General features: G+C 65.0%; 14 protein-coding genes. 8 read left to right on the plus strand and 6 right to left on the minus strand.

What is annotated here, in order from left to right; translation table 11 throughout:
- Nucleotides 1-241 precede the first annotated feature (241 nt).
- The 5 genes from AC56LN_RS15550 to AC56LN_RS15570 are packed head-to-tail and all read left to right on the plus strand — an operon-like array spanning nt 242 to nt 8,391.
- The gene (locus AC56LN_RS15550; protein WP_499573006.1) at nt 242-1,537 is read left to right on the plus strand and encodes an MFS transporter; all 1,296 of its coding nucleotides are present in this window, start codon (nt 242-244) and stop codon (nt 1,535-1,537) included.
- Nucleotides 1,538-1,548: 11 nt separating this feature from the next.
- Entirely contained in the window at nt 1,549-4,113 is a 2,565-nt protein-coding gene (gene nirB / locus AC56LN_RS15555) for a nitrite reductase large subunit NirB (protein ID WP_499573007.1), read from the plus strand.
- A gap of 11 nt (nt 4,114-4,124) precedes the next feature.
- Nucleotides 4,125-4,472, plus strand: coding sequence for a nitrite reductase small subunit NirD (gene nirD / locus AC56LN_RS15560; protein ID WP_499573008.1), 348 nt, complete (start codon nt 4,125-4,127; stop codon nt 4,470-4,472).
- Nucleotides 4,469-5,698, plus strand: coding sequence for an NAD(P)/FAD-dependent oxidoreductase (locus AC56LN_RS15565; RefSeq protein WP_499573010.1), 1,230 nt, complete (start codon nt 4,469-4,471; stop codon nt 5,696-5,698). The genes nirD and AC56LN_RS15565 overlap by 4 nt, the downstream gene beginning before the upstream one ends.
- Nucleotides 5,699-5,709: 11 nt before the next feature.
- On the plus strand, nt 5,710-8,391 hold the full coding sequence (locus AC56LN_RS15570; RefSeq protein WP_499573011.1) for a molybdopterin-dependent oxidoreductase: 2,682 nt from the start codon (nt 5,710-5,712) through the stop codon (nt 8,389-8,391).
- Here AC56LN_RS15570 and AC56LN_RS15575 read toward each other — a convergent pair whose 3' ends face one another.
- On the minus strand, nt 8,392-9,360 hold the full coding sequence (locus AC56LN_RS15575) for a TerC family protein (protein WP_499573013.1): 969 nt from the start codon (nt 9,358-9,360) through the stop codon (nt 8,392-8,394).
- A 282-nt stretch (nt 9,361-9,642) separates the two neighbouring features.
- Between AC56LN_RS15575 and AC56LN_RS15580 the strand changes: the two genes are divergently transcribed.
- Nucleotides 9,643-10,191 (plus strand): hypothetical protein, encoded by a 549-nt coding sequence (locus tag AC56LN_RS15580; protein ID WP_499573014.1) that lies wholly within the window; start codon nt 9,643-9,645, stop codon nt 10,189-10,191.
- A gap of 248 nt (nt 10,192-10,439) precedes the next feature.
- A complete protein-coding gene (locus tag AC56LN_RS15585) occupies nt 10,440-10,952 on the plus strand; it encodes a GNAT family N-acetyltransferase (protein ID WP_499573015.1) in 513 nt (170 codons plus the stop codon).
- Between the two features lie 249 nt (nt 10,953-11,201).
- Here the strand turns inward: AC56LN_RS15585 and AC56LN_RS15590 are convergent, their stop codons facing one another.
- The 5 genes from AC56LN_RS15590 to AC56LN_RS15610 all read right to left on the minus strand — a co-directional run bounded on the left by AC56LN_RS15590 (nt 11,202) and on the right by AC56LN_RS15610 (nt 13,996).
- Nucleotides 11,202-11,900 (minus strand): dienelactone hydrolase family protein, encoded by a 699-nt coding sequence (locus AC56LN_RS15590; RefSeq protein ID WP_499573017.1) that lies wholly within the window; start codon nt 11,898-11,900, stop codon nt 11,202-11,204.
- Nucleotides 11,901-12,034: 134 nt separating this feature from the next.
- Nucleotides 12,035-12,784, minus strand: a complete 750-nt coding sequence (locus tag AC56LN_RS15595; RefSeq protein ID WP_499573019.1) for an MBL fold metallo-hydrolase — start codon at nt 12,782-12,784, stop codon at nt 12,035-12,037.
- Nucleotides 12,785-12,806: 22 nt separating this feature from the next.
- Nucleotides 12,807-13,223, minus strand: a complete 417-nt coding sequence (locus AC56LN_RS15600) for a YeeE/YedE family protein (protein WP_499573021.1) — start codon at nt 13,221-13,223, stop codon at nt 12,807-12,809.
- A gap of 10 nt (nt 13,224-13,233) precedes the next feature.
- Nucleotides 13,234-13,665 (minus strand): YeeE/YedE family protein, encoded by a 432-nt coding sequence (locus AC56LN_RS15605; protein WP_499573023.1) that lies wholly within the window; start codon nt 13,663-13,665, stop codon nt 13,234-13,236.
- On the minus strand, nt 13,646-13,996 hold the full coding sequence (locus AC56LN_RS15610) for an ArsR/SmtB family transcription factor (RefSeq protein WP_499573025.1): 351 nt from the start codon (nt 13,994-13,996) through the stop codon (nt 13,646-13,648). The genes AC56LN_RS15605 and AC56LN_RS15610 overlap by 20 nt, the downstream gene beginning before the upstream one ends.
- Before the next feature lie 210 nt (nt 13,997-14,206).
- Here AC56LN_RS15610 and AC56LN_RS15615 point away from each other — a divergent pair, with 210 nt between their 5' ends.
- Nucleotides 14,207-17,095 (plus strand): insulinase family protein, encoded by a 2,889-nt coding sequence (locus tag AC56LN_RS15615; RefSeq protein ID WP_499573027.1) that lies wholly within the window; start codon nt 14,207-14,209, stop codon nt 17,093-17,095.
- Nucleotides 17,096-17,494: the final 399 nt, after the last annotated feature.

A 17,494-nucleotide genomic window follows, 5' to 3' on the forward strand; every position in this document is an offset into this window, starting at 1 on the left:
CATACCCGTGCATCATCTTGGGGAATGGTGCACCGCAATGCAGCGTTTGTCGGGCGCCGGTTGCCGGCCCCGCCCTGAACCGCGCGTGGCACGCCTCTTGCTGATACAGAGCACAGGATCAATGACGATCTCCTTCATATAACGCCAGCCCAACGACGGGCCGGCACCAGGACAACGGCGTCCGCAGCTTCTGCCCCAGGCAGCAGCGCGGACGCCTTTTTGTTTTCCAAGGACGAAAATCATGACCGGCAAAGCAGACAACATCAACCTCTTCTCGTTCCAGGGCGCGCCGATGCGGGCCTTCCACCTGACCTGGGTGGCCTTCTTCATTTGCTTCTTCGCGTGGTTCGCCTGCGCGCCGCTGATGCCCGTCATCAAGGGCGAGTTCGGCCTGTCGATGGAGCAGATCGCCAATATCAATATCGCGGCGGTGGCGATCACGATTTTTGTCCGCCTGCTGGTTGGCCCCCTGTGCGACCGCTACGGCCCGCGCAAGACCTACACGGGCCTGCTTCTGATTGGCGCCATTCCCGTGCTGGGCGTGGCCATGGCGCAGAGCTACGAAACCTTCCTGCTGGCGCGCCTGGGCATCGGCGCGGTCGGCGCCAGCTTCGTCATCACCCAGTACCACACGTCGGTGATGTTCTCGCCGAAGGTGGTGGGCACCGCCAACGCGGCCGCTGCCGGCTGGGGCAATGCCGGCGGCGGCGCAGCGCAGGCGCTGATGCCGCTGCTGCTCACGGCCGTCGTGATGCTGGGCGTGAGCCAGTCGATGAGCTGGCGCGTGGCGCTGGTGGTCCCGGTCGTCATGATGATCATCATGGCCTTTGTCTACTGGCGCTACACGCAGGATTGCCCCGCCGGTAACTACGACGACCTGCGCAAGACCGGCAACCTGCCGGCCAGCGCCGGCAAGGGCGGCTGGGCCAGTTTCAGCGAAGGCTGCCGCAATCACCGCGCCTGGCTGCTGTTTGTCACCTACGGCGCCTGCTTCGGCATCGAGATCTTCATCCACAACATCGCCGCCGTGTATTACGTCGATCACTTCGACCTGACCCTGGGCCAGGCCGGCATGGCGGCCGGCAGCTTTGGCCTGCTGGCGCTGTTCGCCCGCGCGCTGGGCGGCTGGCTGTCGGACCGCGCTGCGCGCGGCGGTGACGTCAATCGCCGCGTGACCATCCTGTTCGTCCTGATGATCGGTGAAGCGCTCGGCCTGTTGTGGTTCGCGCAGGCCGACGGCGTCGTGTTCGCAGTGGTCGCGATGCTGGTATTCGGCCTGTTCACGCACATGGCCTGCGGCGCGACCTATGCGCTGGTGCCGTTCGTGGCGCCCAAGGCGCTGGGCGGCGTGGCCGGCATCGTTGGTGCGGGCGGCAATGTCGGCGCCGTCGCCGCGGGCTTCCTGATGAAGGGCACGGGTGACATCCAGAGCACGCTCACGATCCTGAGTGGCCTGGTGCTGGTGGCCAGCCTGTGCGCGCTCGGCGCGCGCTTCGGCAGCACGTCCCGCGCCCCTTCCGCAACCGTTGCAGCATAAAGGAGAACGTCATGCATATCGTCGTCATCGGCCACGGAATGGTGGGCCACAAATTCCTCGAAACCCTGGCCGCCGGCAGCATGCTCGACCCAGCGACACCGCTGCGGGTGACGGTGCTGGGCGAAGAGCCGCGCCCGGCCTACGACCGCGTGCACCTGTCGGAATTCTTTGCCGGTAAAAGCGCGGATGACCTGTCGCTGGTCGCGCCGGGCTACTTCGAGCGCGCCGAGCTGGCCGAGCGCGTCGTGCTGCGCCTGAACGCAAAGGTGGTCGCCATCGACCGCGCTGCGCAATCGGTGCTGCTGGGCGACGGCAGCGCAGTCTCTTACGATCGCCTGGTGCTGGCCACCGGCTCGTACCCGTTCGTGCCGCCCGTGCCCGGCGCCGACCGCAAGGACTGCTTCGTGTACCGCACGATCGAAGACCTGGAAAAGATGAAGGAATGCGCCGGTCGTGGCGACGGGACGCGCCAGCGCATCGGCGTCGTCATCGGCGGCGGCCTGCTGGGCCTGGAGTGCGCCAAGGCGCTGCGCGACCTGGGCCTGCAGGCGCACGTCGTCGAATTCGCGCCGCGCCTGATGGCAGTGCAGGTCGACGATGCAGGCGCGCGCGTGCTGCGCACCCGCATCGAAGAACTGGGTGTCGGCGTCCACACCGGCAAGAACACGCTGGCCATCGTCGATGGCGACGCGACGACCCACCGCATGCAGTTCGCCGACGGCACGAGTCTGGACACCGACATGATCGTGTTCTCGGCCGGCATCCGCCCGCGCGATGAACTGGCACGCCAGGCCGGCCTTGAGCTGGGCGCGCGCGGCGGCATCGTCATCGACGGCCAGTGCCTGACGTCCGACCCGCACGTCTACGCGATCGGCGAATGCGCGCTGTGGAGTGGCCAGCTGTTTGGCCTGGTGGCGCCGGGCTACGACATGGCGCGCACCGCCGCGCGCCATGTGCTGGGCGCCGAATGCGGCTTTGCGGGCGCCGACATGAGCACGAAGCTCAAGCTGATGGGCGTGGACGTGGCCAGCCTGGGCGACGCGCATGGCGTTACGCCCGGCAGCCGCAGCTACCAGTTCCTGGATGAGCGGCGCCAGACCTACCGCAAGATCGTCGTCTCGAGCTGCGGCAAGTACCTGCTCGGCGGCGTGCTGGTGGGCGACGCCGCATCCTACGGCGCGCTGCTGCAGACGATGCTCAACAAGATCGAGCTGCCCGAAGCGCCCGAATACCTGATCCTGCCCGAGAGCGGCAACACCGTGCGGCCTGCGCTGGGCGTGGACAAGCTGCCAGCCACGGCGCAGGTCTGCTCGTGCAACGACATCTCGAAGGGCGCGCTGTGCGAGGCGGTGGCCGGCGGCGCGACCACGATCGGCGCGCTGAAAAGCTGCACCACGGCCGGTACGGCCTGCGGCGGCTGCGTGCCGCTGGTGACGCAGGTGCTCAACGCCGAACTGAAAAAGCTGGGTGTGGCCGTCAACAACCACCTGTGCGAACACTTTGCGTACTCGCGCCAGGAGCTGTACCACCTGGTGCGCGTGGAGGGCATCAAGGAATTCGGCGAACTGCTGGCGCGCCACGGCCGTGGCCTGGGCTGCGACGTCTGCAAGCCGACCGCCGCGAATATCCTGGCCTCGGTATGGAACGATTTCGTGCTCAAACCGAAGCACGCCAGCCTGCAGGATTCGAACGACTACTTCCTCGGCAACATCCAGAAGGACGGCACCTACTCGGTCATACCGCGCATGGCGGGCGGCGAAGTGACGGCCGACGGCCTGATCGCCGTGGGCATGGTGGCCAAGAAGTATGGCCTGTACACCAAGATCACGGGCGGCCAGCGGGTCGACCTGTTCGGCGCGCGCGTGGACCAGTTGCCGGCGATCTGGGAAGAGCTGATCGACGCCGGCTTCGAGTCGGGCCACGCCTACGGCAAGTCGCTACGCACCGTCAAATCGTGCGTCGGCTCGACCTGGTGCCGCTATGGCGTGGGCGACAGCGTGGGCTTTGCCATCGAACTGGAAAACCGCTACAAGGGCTTGCGCGCGCCGCACAAGATCAAGTTCGGCGTGTCGGGCTGCACCCGCGAATGCGCCGAAGCGCAGGGCAAGGACGTGGGCCTGATCGCCACCGACAAGGGCTGGAACCTGTACGTGTGCGGCAACGGCGGCATGAAGCCGCGCCACGCGGAACTGATCGCGTCGAACCTGACCGAAGCCGAAGTGGTGCGCCTGACGGATCGCTTCCTGATGTTCTACGTGCGCACGGCCGAACGCCTGCAGCGCACGTCGACCTGGCGCGAAAACCTCGAAGGGGGCCTCGAGTATCTGCGCCAGGTGGTGGTCGAGGACAGCCTGGGCATCGGCGATGAGCTCGAAGCGCAGATGCAGCACGTGGTCGACACCTATGCCTGCGAATGGAAGGAAGCCATCACCAATCCGGCCGTGCGCAGCCGCTTCCGCCACTTCGTCAACAGCGAAGAACCCGACAGCAACGTGGTGTTCGTGCCCGAGCGCGGCCAGGTGCGACCGGCCACGTTTGATGAACGCCGCCGCACGATTCCGATCGCCGTGGCTTGAGGAGAATGACCATGCATCGTGACACCCAACTTGCCAACTGGACGGCGGTCTGCCGGCTCGACGAGATCGTGCCCGACACCGGCGTGTGCGCGCTGCTCAACGGCCGCCAGGTGGCCGTGTTCCGCATCGGCGACATTGATCCGCGCGTGTTCGCTATCGATAACTACGACCCGAACTCGCAGGCCGCCGTGCTCTCGCGCGGGCTGGTGGGCAGCATCGGCGAGCGCATCGTCGTGGCCTCGCCCATCTACAAGCAGCACTTCGACCTGGCCAGCGGCGAGTGCCTGGAAGCGCCGGCGCAGTCGGTGGCGAGCTATCCGGCCCGGATCGATGGCGCCGTCGTCTGGGTCGCCGCATGAATACGACGCACAGGCCCGCGCTGGTGGTGGTCGGCAACGGCATGGCCGGGATGCGCACGGTCGAGGAACTGCTCGCGCTGGCCACTGGCATGTACGACATCACCGTGTTCGGCGCCGAGCCGCACGTGAACTACAACCGCATCATGCTCTCGCCGGTGCTGGCGGGCGACAAGACGCAGGACGACATCGTGCTGCATCCGCGCGCGTGGTACGCCGAGCATGGCATCACGCTGCACACGGGGGACCCGGTCGTGGCCATCGACCGGCGCCGCCGCATCGTGCGCTCGCAATCGGGCGTCGAGGTGACGTATGACCGCCTGCTGCTGGCCACCGGTTCGCAGCCATTCATCGTGCCGGTGCCGGGCGCAGATCTGCCGGGCGTGGTGGGCTTTCGCGACCTGGATGACGTCGACACGATGCTGCAGGCGGCCCGTGACGGCCGGCACGCGGTGGTGATCGGCGGCGGCCTGCTTGGGCTGGAAGCGGCCAATGGCCTGCTGCGGCGCGGGATGGACGTGACGGTCGTACACCTGACCGGCAGCCTGCTGAACCAGCAGCTCGATGGCGATGCGTCGCTGCTGCTCAAGGGCGCGCTCGAGCGGCGCGGGTTGCGCATTTTGCTGGGCGTGCAGACCGAGGCCTTTCTGGGTGACGGCAAGGTCGCGTCGGTGCGCCTGTCCGACGGTGTTACGCTGCCGGCCGACCTGGTGGTGATGGCGGCCGGTGTGCGGCCCAACGTGGCGCTGGCGCGCGCCGCCGGCCTGCATGTCGAGCGTGCGATCGTTGTTGACGACACGCTGCAAAGCTACGATCCGCGCGTGTATGCGGTGGGCGAATGCGTCCAGCACCGGCGCGCGACCTTCGGCCTGGTCGCGCCGATCTGGGAACAGGCGCGCGTCTGCGCGGCGCACCTGGCCGGCTTCGGGCACCGCCGCTACGTGCAGCAGGCCGTGGCGACCAAACTCAAGGTCACCGGGATCGACCTGTACTCGGCAGGCGACATCGTCGGCGGTCCGGGCACGCAGGACCTGGTGCTGCGCGACCGCCGTTCCGGCATGTACAAGCGCCTGGTCCTGGATGGCAATCGCCTCACGGGCGCCGTGCTGTATGGCGACGTCGCCGACGGCCCCTGGTATTTCGACCTGATCGGGCGCGGCGTCGACATCTCGGCAATGCGCGACCGCCTGTTGTTCGGCCCTGCGTTGTGCGACGCGCAGGCTGCATAGAAAGCTACCCCATGACCATTCCGATCCGCGCTGTGCGCACCACCTGTCCCTACTGCGGCGTCGGCTGCGGCGTGAAGGCGACCGCGCTGCCTGGCGGCGGCGCGACGATCGAAGGTGACCCTGAACACGCCGCCAACCGCGGCCGCCTGTGTGTAAAGGGCTCGGCGCTGGGTGAGACGCTCGATCTGGAGGGCCGCCTGCTGCATCCGGCCGTGCGGCAGAACGGGGTGCTGACGCGCGCCAGCTGGGACGAGGCATTGGATACCGTGGCAGACGGCTTCGCCCGCATCATCGCCGAGCATGGGCCGGATGCGGTGGCGCTGTACGTGTCGGGTCAGATCCTGACCGAGGATTACTACGTCGCCAACAAGTTCATGAAGGGGTACGTCGGCAGCGCCAATATCGATACCAATTCGCGCCTGTGCATGTCGTCCGCCGTGGCCGGCCACAAGCGCGCCTTCGGCGAAGACGTGGTGCCGGGCTGCTACGAGGATTTTGAACTGGCCGACTTGATCGTGCTGGTCGGCTCGAACGCGGCCTGGTGCCATCCGACGCTGTTCCAGCGCATCGTAAAAGCCAAGGAAGCACGGCCCACGATGCAGATCGTCGTGCTCGACCCGCGCCGCACGGCCACCTGCGAGCTGGCGGACCTGCACCTGGCTTTAAAACCCGGTAGCGACGTGGCGCTGTTCAACGGACTGCTGGCGCACCTGGCGCGCAGCGATGCGTTCGATGCAAACTACGTCGCAGCGCACACGACCGGCCTGGAGGCGGCGCTCGATGTCGCCAACGCAGGCGACGACGTGGCGCGTATCTGCGGCCTCGATCCGGACGACCTGCAGGCGTTCTACGACCTGTTTGCCCGCACCGATAAAGTGGTCACCACATTCTCGATGGGCGTGAACCAGTCCAGCAGCGGCACCGACAAGGTCAACGCGATCATCAACTGCCATCTGGCCACAGGCCGCATCGGCCGCCCCGGCATGGGGCCGTTCTCGCTGACGGGTCAACCCAATGCGATGGGCGGACGCGAAGTGGGCGGCCTGGCCAATATGCTCGCGGCCCACCTGGACCTGGACAACGCCGGGCACCGCGCCGCCGTGCGCACGTTCTGGGAGGCGCCGCGCATCGCCGACAAGCCCGGCCTGAAAGCCGTGGACCTGTTCCACGCGATTGAAGCGGGCAGCGTCAAAGCAGTGTGGATCATGGCGACCAATCCGGTCGTGAGCATGCCGGACGCCGATCAGGTACGGCGCGCGCTGGCCGCGTGCGAACTGGTGGTGGTATCGGACGTCATGGCCAGCACCGACCTGGCGCCGTATGCGCATGTGGCGCTGCCGGCGCTCGCCTGGGGTGAGAAAGATGGCACGGTCACCAATTCCGAACGCTGCATCTCGCGCCAGCGCGCCTTTTTGCCGGCACCGGGGGAAGCACGGGCCGACTGGCGCGCGCTGTGCGATGTCGCGCAGCGCATGGGGTACGCCGGGTTCGGGTTCGACAGCGCGCATGCGATCTTCGACGAACACGCTCGCCTGTCGGCCTGGAAGAATGACGACGATGGCCACCGCCGCGCATTCCGGCTCGATCCGCTGGTGGGCATGAGTCGCGCCGCGTATGACGCGCTGCAACCGGTGCAGTGGCCGGTGAACGCGGCGGGAGAGGGCACCGCGCGCCTGTTTGGCAGCGGCGGCTTTTCTTACCCGGACGGCAAGGCGCGCTTCATCGCGACGGGCGTGCGCCCGCCGGCCAATCTGCCTTGCAGCGACTTCCCGCTGGTTCTCAACACGGGCCGCCTGCGCGACCAGTGGCATACGATGACGCGCACCGGCAAGTCGCCGCGCCTGGCCGGCCATGCGGCCGAGCCGTTTGTCGACCTGCACCCGCACGATGCGCTGCTGGCCGGCGTGCGCGAGGGCGAGCTGGCCCGCATCAGTTCACGCTGGGGCGCGATGGTGGCGCGCGTGGCGCATGGCGGCGGCATCGCGCGCGGCGCCGCGTTCGTGCCGATTCACTGGAACGGGCAAACGGCGTCCGATGCGCGGGTGGGCGCGCTGGTCAATCCGGCCGTCGATCCGGTGTCGGGCGAGCCGGAATTCAAGCACACGCCGGTGCGGATCGAACCGTTCGGCGTGGCCTGGTATGGCTTCATCATGAGCCGGCGCGATCTCGGTCTAGAGGAGGTGGCGCACTGGACGCGCGTGCGTGGCAGCGGTTTCGTTCGCTATGAGCTGGCCGGGCGCGCACCGGTCACGCCCGACATGGCGCGCGCGCTGCTGGGTGCTGGCGAAGATGCCGACTGGATCGAGTATCAGGACCAGTCGGCGGGGATGCTGCGCGCCGCGCTGCTGGTCGATGGCCGCCTGGAAGCCTGCCTGTTCGTGGCGCGCGCGCCCGATCTGCCGGCGCGCGCATGGCTGGGTGGACTGTTCGCCGCCCCTGAACTGGGCCCGCGCGAACGGGCCACGCTGCTGGCGGGCCGCGCCGTGCAAGCCGGCCCCGACCCGGGGCCGACGGTCTGCTCGTGCTTCGGCGTTGGCCGCAACACGATCTGCGCCGCGATCCGGGCCGGAGATCTGCAGACGCCGGGGCAGGTGACGGCCTGCCTGAAGGCGGGCGGCAACTGCGGCTCGTGCATCCCGGAGATCAAGTCGCTGCTGCACGAGGTGCGCTTCGCCGCTGCCGCCGCGGCGTGATCAGCCTTGCGGCGTTTTCGGGGCCGGTTTGGAGGTGAGCAGACTCGCCACCACGGACCCCGCCAGGATCACGCCGACCACGCCCAGCGCGATGCCGGTCGGGATCTTGTAGATATCGAGCAGCAGCATCTTGACGCCGATGAAGATCAGGATCCCCGCCAGGCCGTACTTGAGAAGGTGGAAGCGGTCCGCCATGTCGGCCAGCAGGAAGTACATTGCGCGCAGGCCGAGGATGGCGAACACGTTTGACGTGAACACGATGAACGGGTCGCTCGTGACGGCGAAGATCGCCGGAATCGAATCGACCGCGAAGATCACGTCCGTGATCTCGACCATGATCAGCACCACAAACATCGGCGTGGCAAAGCGCAGGCCGTCGCGCATGATGAAGAACTGTTCGCCGTGGTATTCGTCAGTGATCCGCATGTGGCCGCGCAGCCATTTCAGCACCTTGTTGTCGGCCAGGTCGGGTTCGCTGTCGGCCGAGATCAGCATCTGGATACCGGTGTAGAGCAGGAATAGCCCGAAGATGTAGAGGATCCAGTGGAACTGGGCCAGCAGGAGCGCGCCCAGATAAATCAGGATCGCGCGCAGCACGATCGCGCCCAGCACGCCATACAGCAGCACGCGCTTCTGGTACTGCGGCGGCACGCCGAAAAAGCCGAAGAGGGTGATCCAGACGAACACGTTGTCGACCGCCAGCGACTTTTCGATCAGGTAGCCGGTGAGGTATTCAAGCGACTTCGCCTTGGCCACGACCGGGCCGGCAATGCCTTCGAGATACCAGTAGAACCAGGCGCCAAAGGCCAGCGCCACCGAGATCCAGATCAGCGACCAGATAGCCGCTTCTTTCGTGCTGACCTTGTGATCGCCCGACGTTTTCAGGCCAAAGAAATCGATGGCCAGCATGATGACGACGAACGCGGAGAAGGAGAGATAGAGGGTGGGTGTGCCGACCGATTCGAGCATGTTGACTCCGTGGAGTGGCAATGGACGCTGGGTGAGCGTGCTGATTGGCACGCGATGTCATTACAGCATGAATTTTAGGGGAATGCCGCACGCATGGGGGACATTGAGCCGTGCTGTTGATGACGCTGGCGGGAGGGGAAACAGCCGCTGGTTGGGGAGGTATCGGGGCAGGTATCGGCGCGTGAAGTCAGTGAAACCCGCGTGGCGGATTGATCGTGCAATTTGTCCAGCCAGGGGCATTTTTGCGAGACGAGCAACGGCTGCCGTACACTGGGTGAGCTTATGCTTCTGGCCGATAGCAGGTGCTCGGTTCAGCTGTGCAAGTTGATTGTTCAATGCAGTGCGTTTATCAATCTGATCGAGGTGCCGATGAGCCATTACAAGCTGACCTTGTTTGCCGATTACTACCAGTTCTACATTCAGGACGAGAACGTCGACGGCAACCTTTCGGACGCCTGGACGGATGACGCTGTCGAACGCCTGTTGGCGGTTGCTCCAGGCACGGTAGGAATCGGCACAGTCCGGAATGTCGAGGTGCCCGTCACGATCGCCGTTCTCGCGCGAGAGCCGGTACTTGATATCGACAAGTTCGATCACATCGTCGAGTGTTCCATCGCGGTGGCGAGCGGGGCTATCGTCGCGGCCGGCTGCACGGACTACGTACCCGACGCGGCCCGCATCAACATCCCCTCTGGACCCTATCGTGTCCGTGCCAGCTTTACCGGCCTTGACGCCGTATCAGCCGATGGGCTGGAGGGCGACGATCAGTATCACCTCCAGCTTTGGCCCGCCCCAATGGGCTCAGTCGAGATATTGAAGCACCGAACTTAACAATACTTGAAATTCGTTCGGGGTCAGGTCTGACATTTGGACACGGACTCTAACGTAGTCAAACGTGTTCGCCTTCCAACACCATTGCTGAGGAAGGATGGGCTCGTTCCGGACGCCGTCGCCCAAAACTGGATCGATGAAAACGTCAAGTCTGAACGAACTGGAATCGTGCAACGTTGAGGCCGTGTCCAAATGTCAGACCTGACCCCGGCTTTGTTGTTGTTTTTCATTAGGGAGTAAATGATCCTATGGGGCCTTTTCAGATCCGTACTTTGCAAAGTAGTGACGCTGAGTTGCTGCTGAAATTTGAAATGGAAAATCGTCAATGGTTTGAACGGCATATTGACGCCCGCAGCGCTGCGTTCTACTCATTCGAAGGCGTCACCGACCATGTCGCTTCGTGTTTATCCGCTCTTGATAACGGAACCTGGCATCCGCTGGTTATCGAAGATTCTGGAGGAAATATAGTTGGTCGGGCGAACTTGAAAGATATTCATGCGGCGGAACGATCTGCTGAAGTCGGCTACCGGATTGCAGAGAGCGCTTGCGGGCAAGGATTGGCAACGCTGGCAGTCAGGCAGTTGATCCAGGAGGCACGGTCACGCTGGAACCTGACGCGCCTGGTCGCCAATGTCTATGCTGGGAATATTGGATCGGCAAAAGTGCTCCAACGCTGTGGATTCTTGATCGAACACGTACTCCACGAGCAAGGAGCGGAAGACGATTATCGGTTTGTGCTTTCGTTCGACGGCACCAGCTAGTGCGGATCGGTGGATTTCTGCGCTTTAGAGTGAACGAACGCAATTGGAGATAAGCAGACGATCGACGGGTTGCGCCAAACCATCCATGGTCAGTGTCCAGCTCACGTGGGCTGAAAACGCTACTTCCTTCCGTATTGGGCCATGCCACACATCAGACGCCAGTTTGTCAGATAGCGTGTCAGCCGACACCAGATAAAACGTCCTCTGCCGGCATGGCGCCGGCAGAGGACCATTGCGCCAGGCGCCGGATCAGCGCAGCGTGCGTGCGAAGAACTCGTCGGTGCGGCTGTTGGCCAGCGTGGCCGCGTCATGGTCGTAGTGACCGCCGCCCGGACGGGCAAACGCGTGGTCGCAACCAGGGTAGACATGAATCTCGGCATCGTTGCTGTCGGCGAACGCTGCCTTGATCTTTTCCTGCGCGTCCGGACCGATGTATTCGTCGGCACCGGCCAGGTGGTACAGGAACGGCGCGCCGATGTTCTTTGCTTCGGACAGGTAATTGTCGGTGCCGCCGCCGTAGTAGGCTGCGAACGCATCGCCATCGGTGCGCGCTGCGCTCAGGTACGTCATCAGGCCGCCCAGGCAGTAGCCGGTAACGCCGACCTTGCCGTTGCTGCCTTCCATCGTGCGCGCTGCGCTGATGGTGGCAGCAATGTCCTGCACGCCGTGATCGAAATCGTAGCTCTTGTACAGGGCGAATGCGCGCGCGACGTCGGCTTCATTCGCTTCGGACAGATCAACGCCCGGCTCTTCGCGCCAGAACAGGTCGGGGGCAACGGCGATATAGCCCTTGGCGGCGTAGTTGTCGGCGATGCTGCGGATGCCGGCGTTCACACCGAAGATTTCCTGCAGCACGATGATGACCGGATAGGTGCCGACGACGTCGGGACGGGCCACGTAGCAATCGAAACCGCGTTCAGCGGTGGAGACGGTAAGTGTTTCTGACATGGAATTCCTTTTGGTTGACGGGGAGGGTGCCGGCCGGCTTGCATGGGCGGCCGTAGCAAGGCATATGATAAGACGAACGGGGCGGATGCTGCCACCAGCACGATTGCTGCACAGCCCTGCCGTGCGCGCAGACGTCAGCCCTGCAGACTGACACCCATTTGCCGGCAATACTGGGCCAGGCGTTCGGGTAGATCCTCAGGACACACCCCGCACGCCCGGTTGCCCGGCACGGCGTAGTCGATGAAGGTCGGGTAGGGCAGGGCAAGTTCGGCCATGATCGAACGAAACGCCTCCAGCGTCTTGCCGGCGCCCAGTCGGGCGTTGCGCTGTTTTTCCTGGGCGATCGAGGAAACATGGCGTTGCTGGTAATCGTGAGCCGGATAGACCAGCGTCTCATCCGGCAGTGCGAACAGTTTTTCGGTCACGCTGCGATACAGCGCATCGGCATCCCCGTTCTGGAAATCGGTGCGGCCGCAGCCGTCGATCAGCAGGGCGTCACCGGTGAATACCCGTTCGCCCAGCAGATAGGAAAAGTGCCCATCGGTATGGCCGGGCGTATGCAGCGGCTGCAGGGATAGGCCGCCCACCTCGAACGGGCGGCCTTCCTCGATCGCCACATCGGCGCACGGCAGGCAGTCGAACGCGGGTGCAGCGATCTTGCTGCCGGTGGCATTGCGCAACGCCAGCGCCGCAGTGATGTGGTCGGCATGAATATGGGTGTCGAGCGTGTAGGCCAGTGTCAGTCCCAGTTCGTGCAGGACGCCCAGGTCGCGCTCCATGCTGACGATAACCGGGTCGATCAGGATGGCCTGACCGGTCTGCGGATCACCCAGCAGGTAGGTATAGGTGCTCGACAACGGTTCGAAAAGTTGCTTGAAAATCATGGTGCCTCCGGAGATCGTTGGATCAGGACCTGCGTCGTTCGAGCAGTTCGAAGATGCCCATGCCGGCCAGCATGGCGATGCAGAAAATGAGTGGCTGCACGCCGCCCGTCGCGAGCGAGGCCAGTGCCGGACCCGGACAGAAGCCGGCCAGTCCCCAGCCGGCGCCGAAGGCCAGGCTCCCCAGCACCAGCCGGCGGTCGATCCGGGTGGCTGTCGGCAGATGCATGGGCTCGCCCAGCAGCGATTGCCGGCGCCTGGCGGCGACCCGGAATGCGGGCAGCGCCACCAGGATCGCGCCGGCCATCACCAGCGCCAGGGAGGGGTCCCAGTGGCCTGCCAGGTCGAGAAAACCCAGGACCTTGGCCGGATTCGTCATGCCGGCCACGATCAGGCCAATGCCGAACACGAGTCCGGTGATCAATGCCATCAGGATGCGCATGCCGTTCTCCTCAAGCCAGTAGATGACGCACGATGAACACGGTCGCAAAGCCTGCGCCCATGAACGCCAGCGTCGCCGCCAGCGAACGGACCGAGCCGCGCGCCAGCCCGCACACGCCATGGCCACTGGTGCAGCCGGCGCCGTAGCGGGTACCCACGCCGACGAGCAGGCCGGCGGCAATCAGCGTGCCCGTGCCGGCGTCGATGCGCATGGCCGGCAACGGGGCGGCCAGCGTGTACACGAGAGGCGCCGCGACCAGGCCGAACAGGAATGCGATGCGCCAGCCGCGCTCGCCCTGGGCCGGGCGCAGCAGGCCGCCGACGATGCCACTGATGCCGGCAATGCGGCCATTGAACAGCACGAACAGCGCGGCCGCCAGGCCGATCAGCAGACCACCGCCCAGCGCGGTCCATGGGGTGAAATCAGTCCAGTTGACGGTCATTGCTGCCTCCCGCTGGTTGTGCACAGAATTGTTGGTACAGGACCTGCAGCACGGCGCTGACCGCGTCGCTGGCCAGGCTGTAATAGATCTGCTTGCCGTCGCGCCGGGTCGTGACCAGACGCTCTTCGCGCAGCACGCCCAGCTGTTGCGAGAGGGTGGGCTGGGCAATGCCGGACGCCGCTGCCAATTCGCTGACGCAGTATTCGGCCTGCGTCAGCTGGCACAGCAGCAGTAACCGGTCCGGATTGGCCAGTGTCTTGAGCAATGCACAGGCGCGCACGGCGGCGGCTTGCATTTCGGGCAGGTTCAGGGTTTCTGGATGCGGGTTCATGGCGTCGCTTTCGTCAGACTCCATTGAACCACACTATATCGAAAAACAAAATATCTTTTGATATATTGATGAGTCCGCGACCCTGGTTTGGCGGGCGCCAACGCGTGTGCCCGGCACGCGGTAGAATTTCAGGGCATTGTGGTCGTCATGCCGTCGTCGAACGTCTTCATGGCCCACCACGACCATTGCCATATTCTGAAAGAACCGTACATGAGTCATTTCGAGCACCTCCGCAGTCACGCCATTCCTGCACTCCAGGCCACGATGGAAGAGTATGTCGCGCCGGCGTCCGGCGCGCGCCACATCCACCTGACCACCACCGGCGCCGACATGGCCTTCCTGGTGGGGTTCCCTACCGTGCCCGACGCCAGCGATGGCCGCGCGCACATCCTCGAACACCTGGCGCTGTGCGGCTCGCAGCGCTATCCGGTGCGCGATCCGTTCTTCGCCATGCTGCGCCGCTCCACCGCGACCTTCATGAATGCGTTCACCTATGCCGACCGCACCGTGTATCCGTTCGTCAGCACCGATGAAAACGACTTCTACAACCTGCTCGACGTCTACCTCGACGCCGCTTTTTTCCCGAAGCTCGATTACCTGAACTTCCTGCAAGAGGGCTGGCGCTACACGCTCACCGATGGCGTGCTCGGTTACCAGGGCGTGGTCTTCAATGAAATGAAGGGCGCGTTCGCCGACCCGGGCCACGCGCTCTACAAGGGCCTGACCTCGACGATCCTGAGTGGCACCACCTACGAGGTCGATTCGGGCGGCGATCCGCTGGCCATCCCCGAGCTCACGCATCAGATGCTCAAGGACTTCCACGCCAGCCATTACCACCCGTCGCAGGCGGTCTTCATGACGGCCGGGCCGCTGCCCGCTGCCGCGGTCCAGGCCCGCATTGCCGAGCGCGTGCTGGCGCGCCAGATCGACGCCTCAACGCGCCGCGTCCCGCAACTGGCCAGCGCCTTCGCGGCGCCGCAGCGCAATACCGTGCGCATTCCGTCGCAGCAGGGCCGCGACAACGAATTCGGGCTGCAAATGACGTGGCTGATGGGCGAGTCGGCGATCCCGAAAGTGGCGTTCGAAGCGAGCCTGCTGTCGGCCGGCCTGCTGGGTGACGCCGCTGCGCCACTGATGAAGGCGATGGAGACGGCAGGTTATGGCCGGCCGTCCGGTTTCAATGGCCATGACGACAGTGCGCGCCAGATGCTGTTCCACGTCGGCATGGAAGGTCTCACCGAGGCCCAGGCGCCGCTGGCGGAAGCGCTGATCTGGTCCACGCTGGAGCAGGTGGCCGAGCAGGGCGTGGAGCACGCCACGCTGCAGGCCGCGCTGCGCGACCTGAAATATCAGCAGCGCAATACCCGCAGCGGCAGCATGCCGAACGTGCTCGAACGCCTGCTGGTGGCGCTGCCGGTCGCGATGCGCGACGGCGACGTCGTTACCGCCTTCGACAGCGATGCGATCCTGCAGGCAATGGAAAGCGATATCGCCGATCCGGCTTACTTCAAGTCGCTCGTGCGCAACCTCTTGAGTTCGCCTGGCCGCCTGGTTTCGACGATCGTGCCGGACGCCGCCTATTTTTCCGACCGCGATGCGGTGGAAAGCGCGCGCCTGGCGCAGGCCTCGGCCCGGCTGACCGACGCCGACCGTGCGCGCATCGCGGCCGATACCGTGGCCCTCGAAGCGCACCAGAAAACGGCGTTCGATACGCAGGTGCTGCCGCGCATCCGGCCCGGCGACGTGAGCACGCAGCCGCGCGCCTTGCCCGCGTTTGCGCCAACCGCCGACGACATCCACGCATTCAGCATCGGCTCGAACGGCATTTCGTCGGCCAGCATCGTGTATGACGTGTCGGCCATCCCGGCCGCCGACTGGCCCTGGCTGGCGCTGTACACGCAGCTGCGCGACGACCTGGGCCTGGAAGGCCAGGACTACGCCGAGGCCGGCGCCTGGCGCCAGCGGATGGTGCCGTCGTTCGGCTTCGACCTGCAGCCGTTCCAGATGCCGGACGGCGCGCTGCGCATCGACCTGACGGTATCGGCCAACGCCCTGCGCGAAGAGCATGCCAACATCGTCGCAGTGCTCGATGCCTATATGGCCCGGCCACGTTTCGACGAGGCCGTTCGCCTGCGTTATCTGCTCGAGCGCAAGGTGGAAAACACGCTGGACGACCTGGCCCAGGCCGGCAGCCACTATGCGTCCATGGCCGTGAGCGCGCCGCTGGCGCAGGTGCGGCGCTTCCAGGATGTCATCGCAGGACCGACGGCGCTGGCGTTCAACGCCCGCCTGAAAACCCTGGCCGCAACGCCGGAAGGCGTGGTCCAGGTCGCGGCCGAACTGGCGCGCATCCACGCTGCCATCGTGGCCCGACGCCCGAGCATCCTGTGCGCCGGCAGTGGCGACGATGGCCATGACCTGGCGCGCCTTCTGGCGGCGGCCTGGCCGACGTCCGGCACCACCACTGGTGCAGCTGTGGCGCCTGGCGCGTCCTCAGAAGCCGCACCGCAGGCCCCCGCGAATGTCGCGCTCCACGCGGCAGGCCAGGTCAATCACTGCAATATCGCATGGGCGGTGCCGATGTCGCACGACGACGACGCCGGCGCCCTGAGCGTGGCTGCCGAGCTGTTCACCAACCAGGTCCTGCACACGGCGCTGCGCGAGGCAGGTGGCGCGTATGGCGGCAGCGCGTCGTATGCGGGTGATTCGGGCGTGTTCTCGATGGTCTCGTTCCGCGACCCGCGCCTGGCCGCCACCTACCGCGATTTCGACGCGGCAGTCGACACCATCCTGGCGTCCGACTACAGCGACGAGCAGGTCGAGGAGGCCATCATCGGCGTCATCAAGAAGCTCGACAAGCCGGAAGCGCCGTGGGATGCGGTGCGCCTGGGCTGGCGCATGTTCCGGCGCGGCACCGACATGGCAACGCGCGAGCGTTTCCGCCAGGGCGTGCTTGGCTGTACGCAGGCGCAGGTGAAGGCAGTCGTGCAGAAGTACCTGAAAAACGGTACTGCGAGCCGCGCTGCGTTCGCCGGTAACACCGAGCAGGATCTGGGCGGCCTGGCCGTGCTGGATCTGTCAGTGCTGGCCGGCGCCTGATGGCGGGTGGTTGATGAAAGGCGGCTGCCGTCGGTAGTCGCCTTTCACACTGATTCCTTATTAAAATATTTTAGGCGCAATATCTAATAAGGAATTTTCTTTGAGTATATAGGCAGGCGCAATGCCTGCTGTGCAATTCAGTCGGCGCTGAATTCCTCATTCACTTTCCAATCGCTCCAATGCATTGATGGTACGCAGAATCCGTCCCGGATATCCTGCCTACCATTTACTCGTATTGCGCGTGCGAGCAGGCTTTTCAAAAGATTTTCTCAATTAAATATCTGCACGGATAATGTGGGTGAGATGCGCCATGAAATTGGTTGAATCATCGGATATTGCGCCGCATATATCACAGGTCATCGATATTGGCACTGCGGCGAAACCCGGCACGGTCACGTC

This window comes from Telluria sp. ZT3P26, assembly GCF_059686035.1.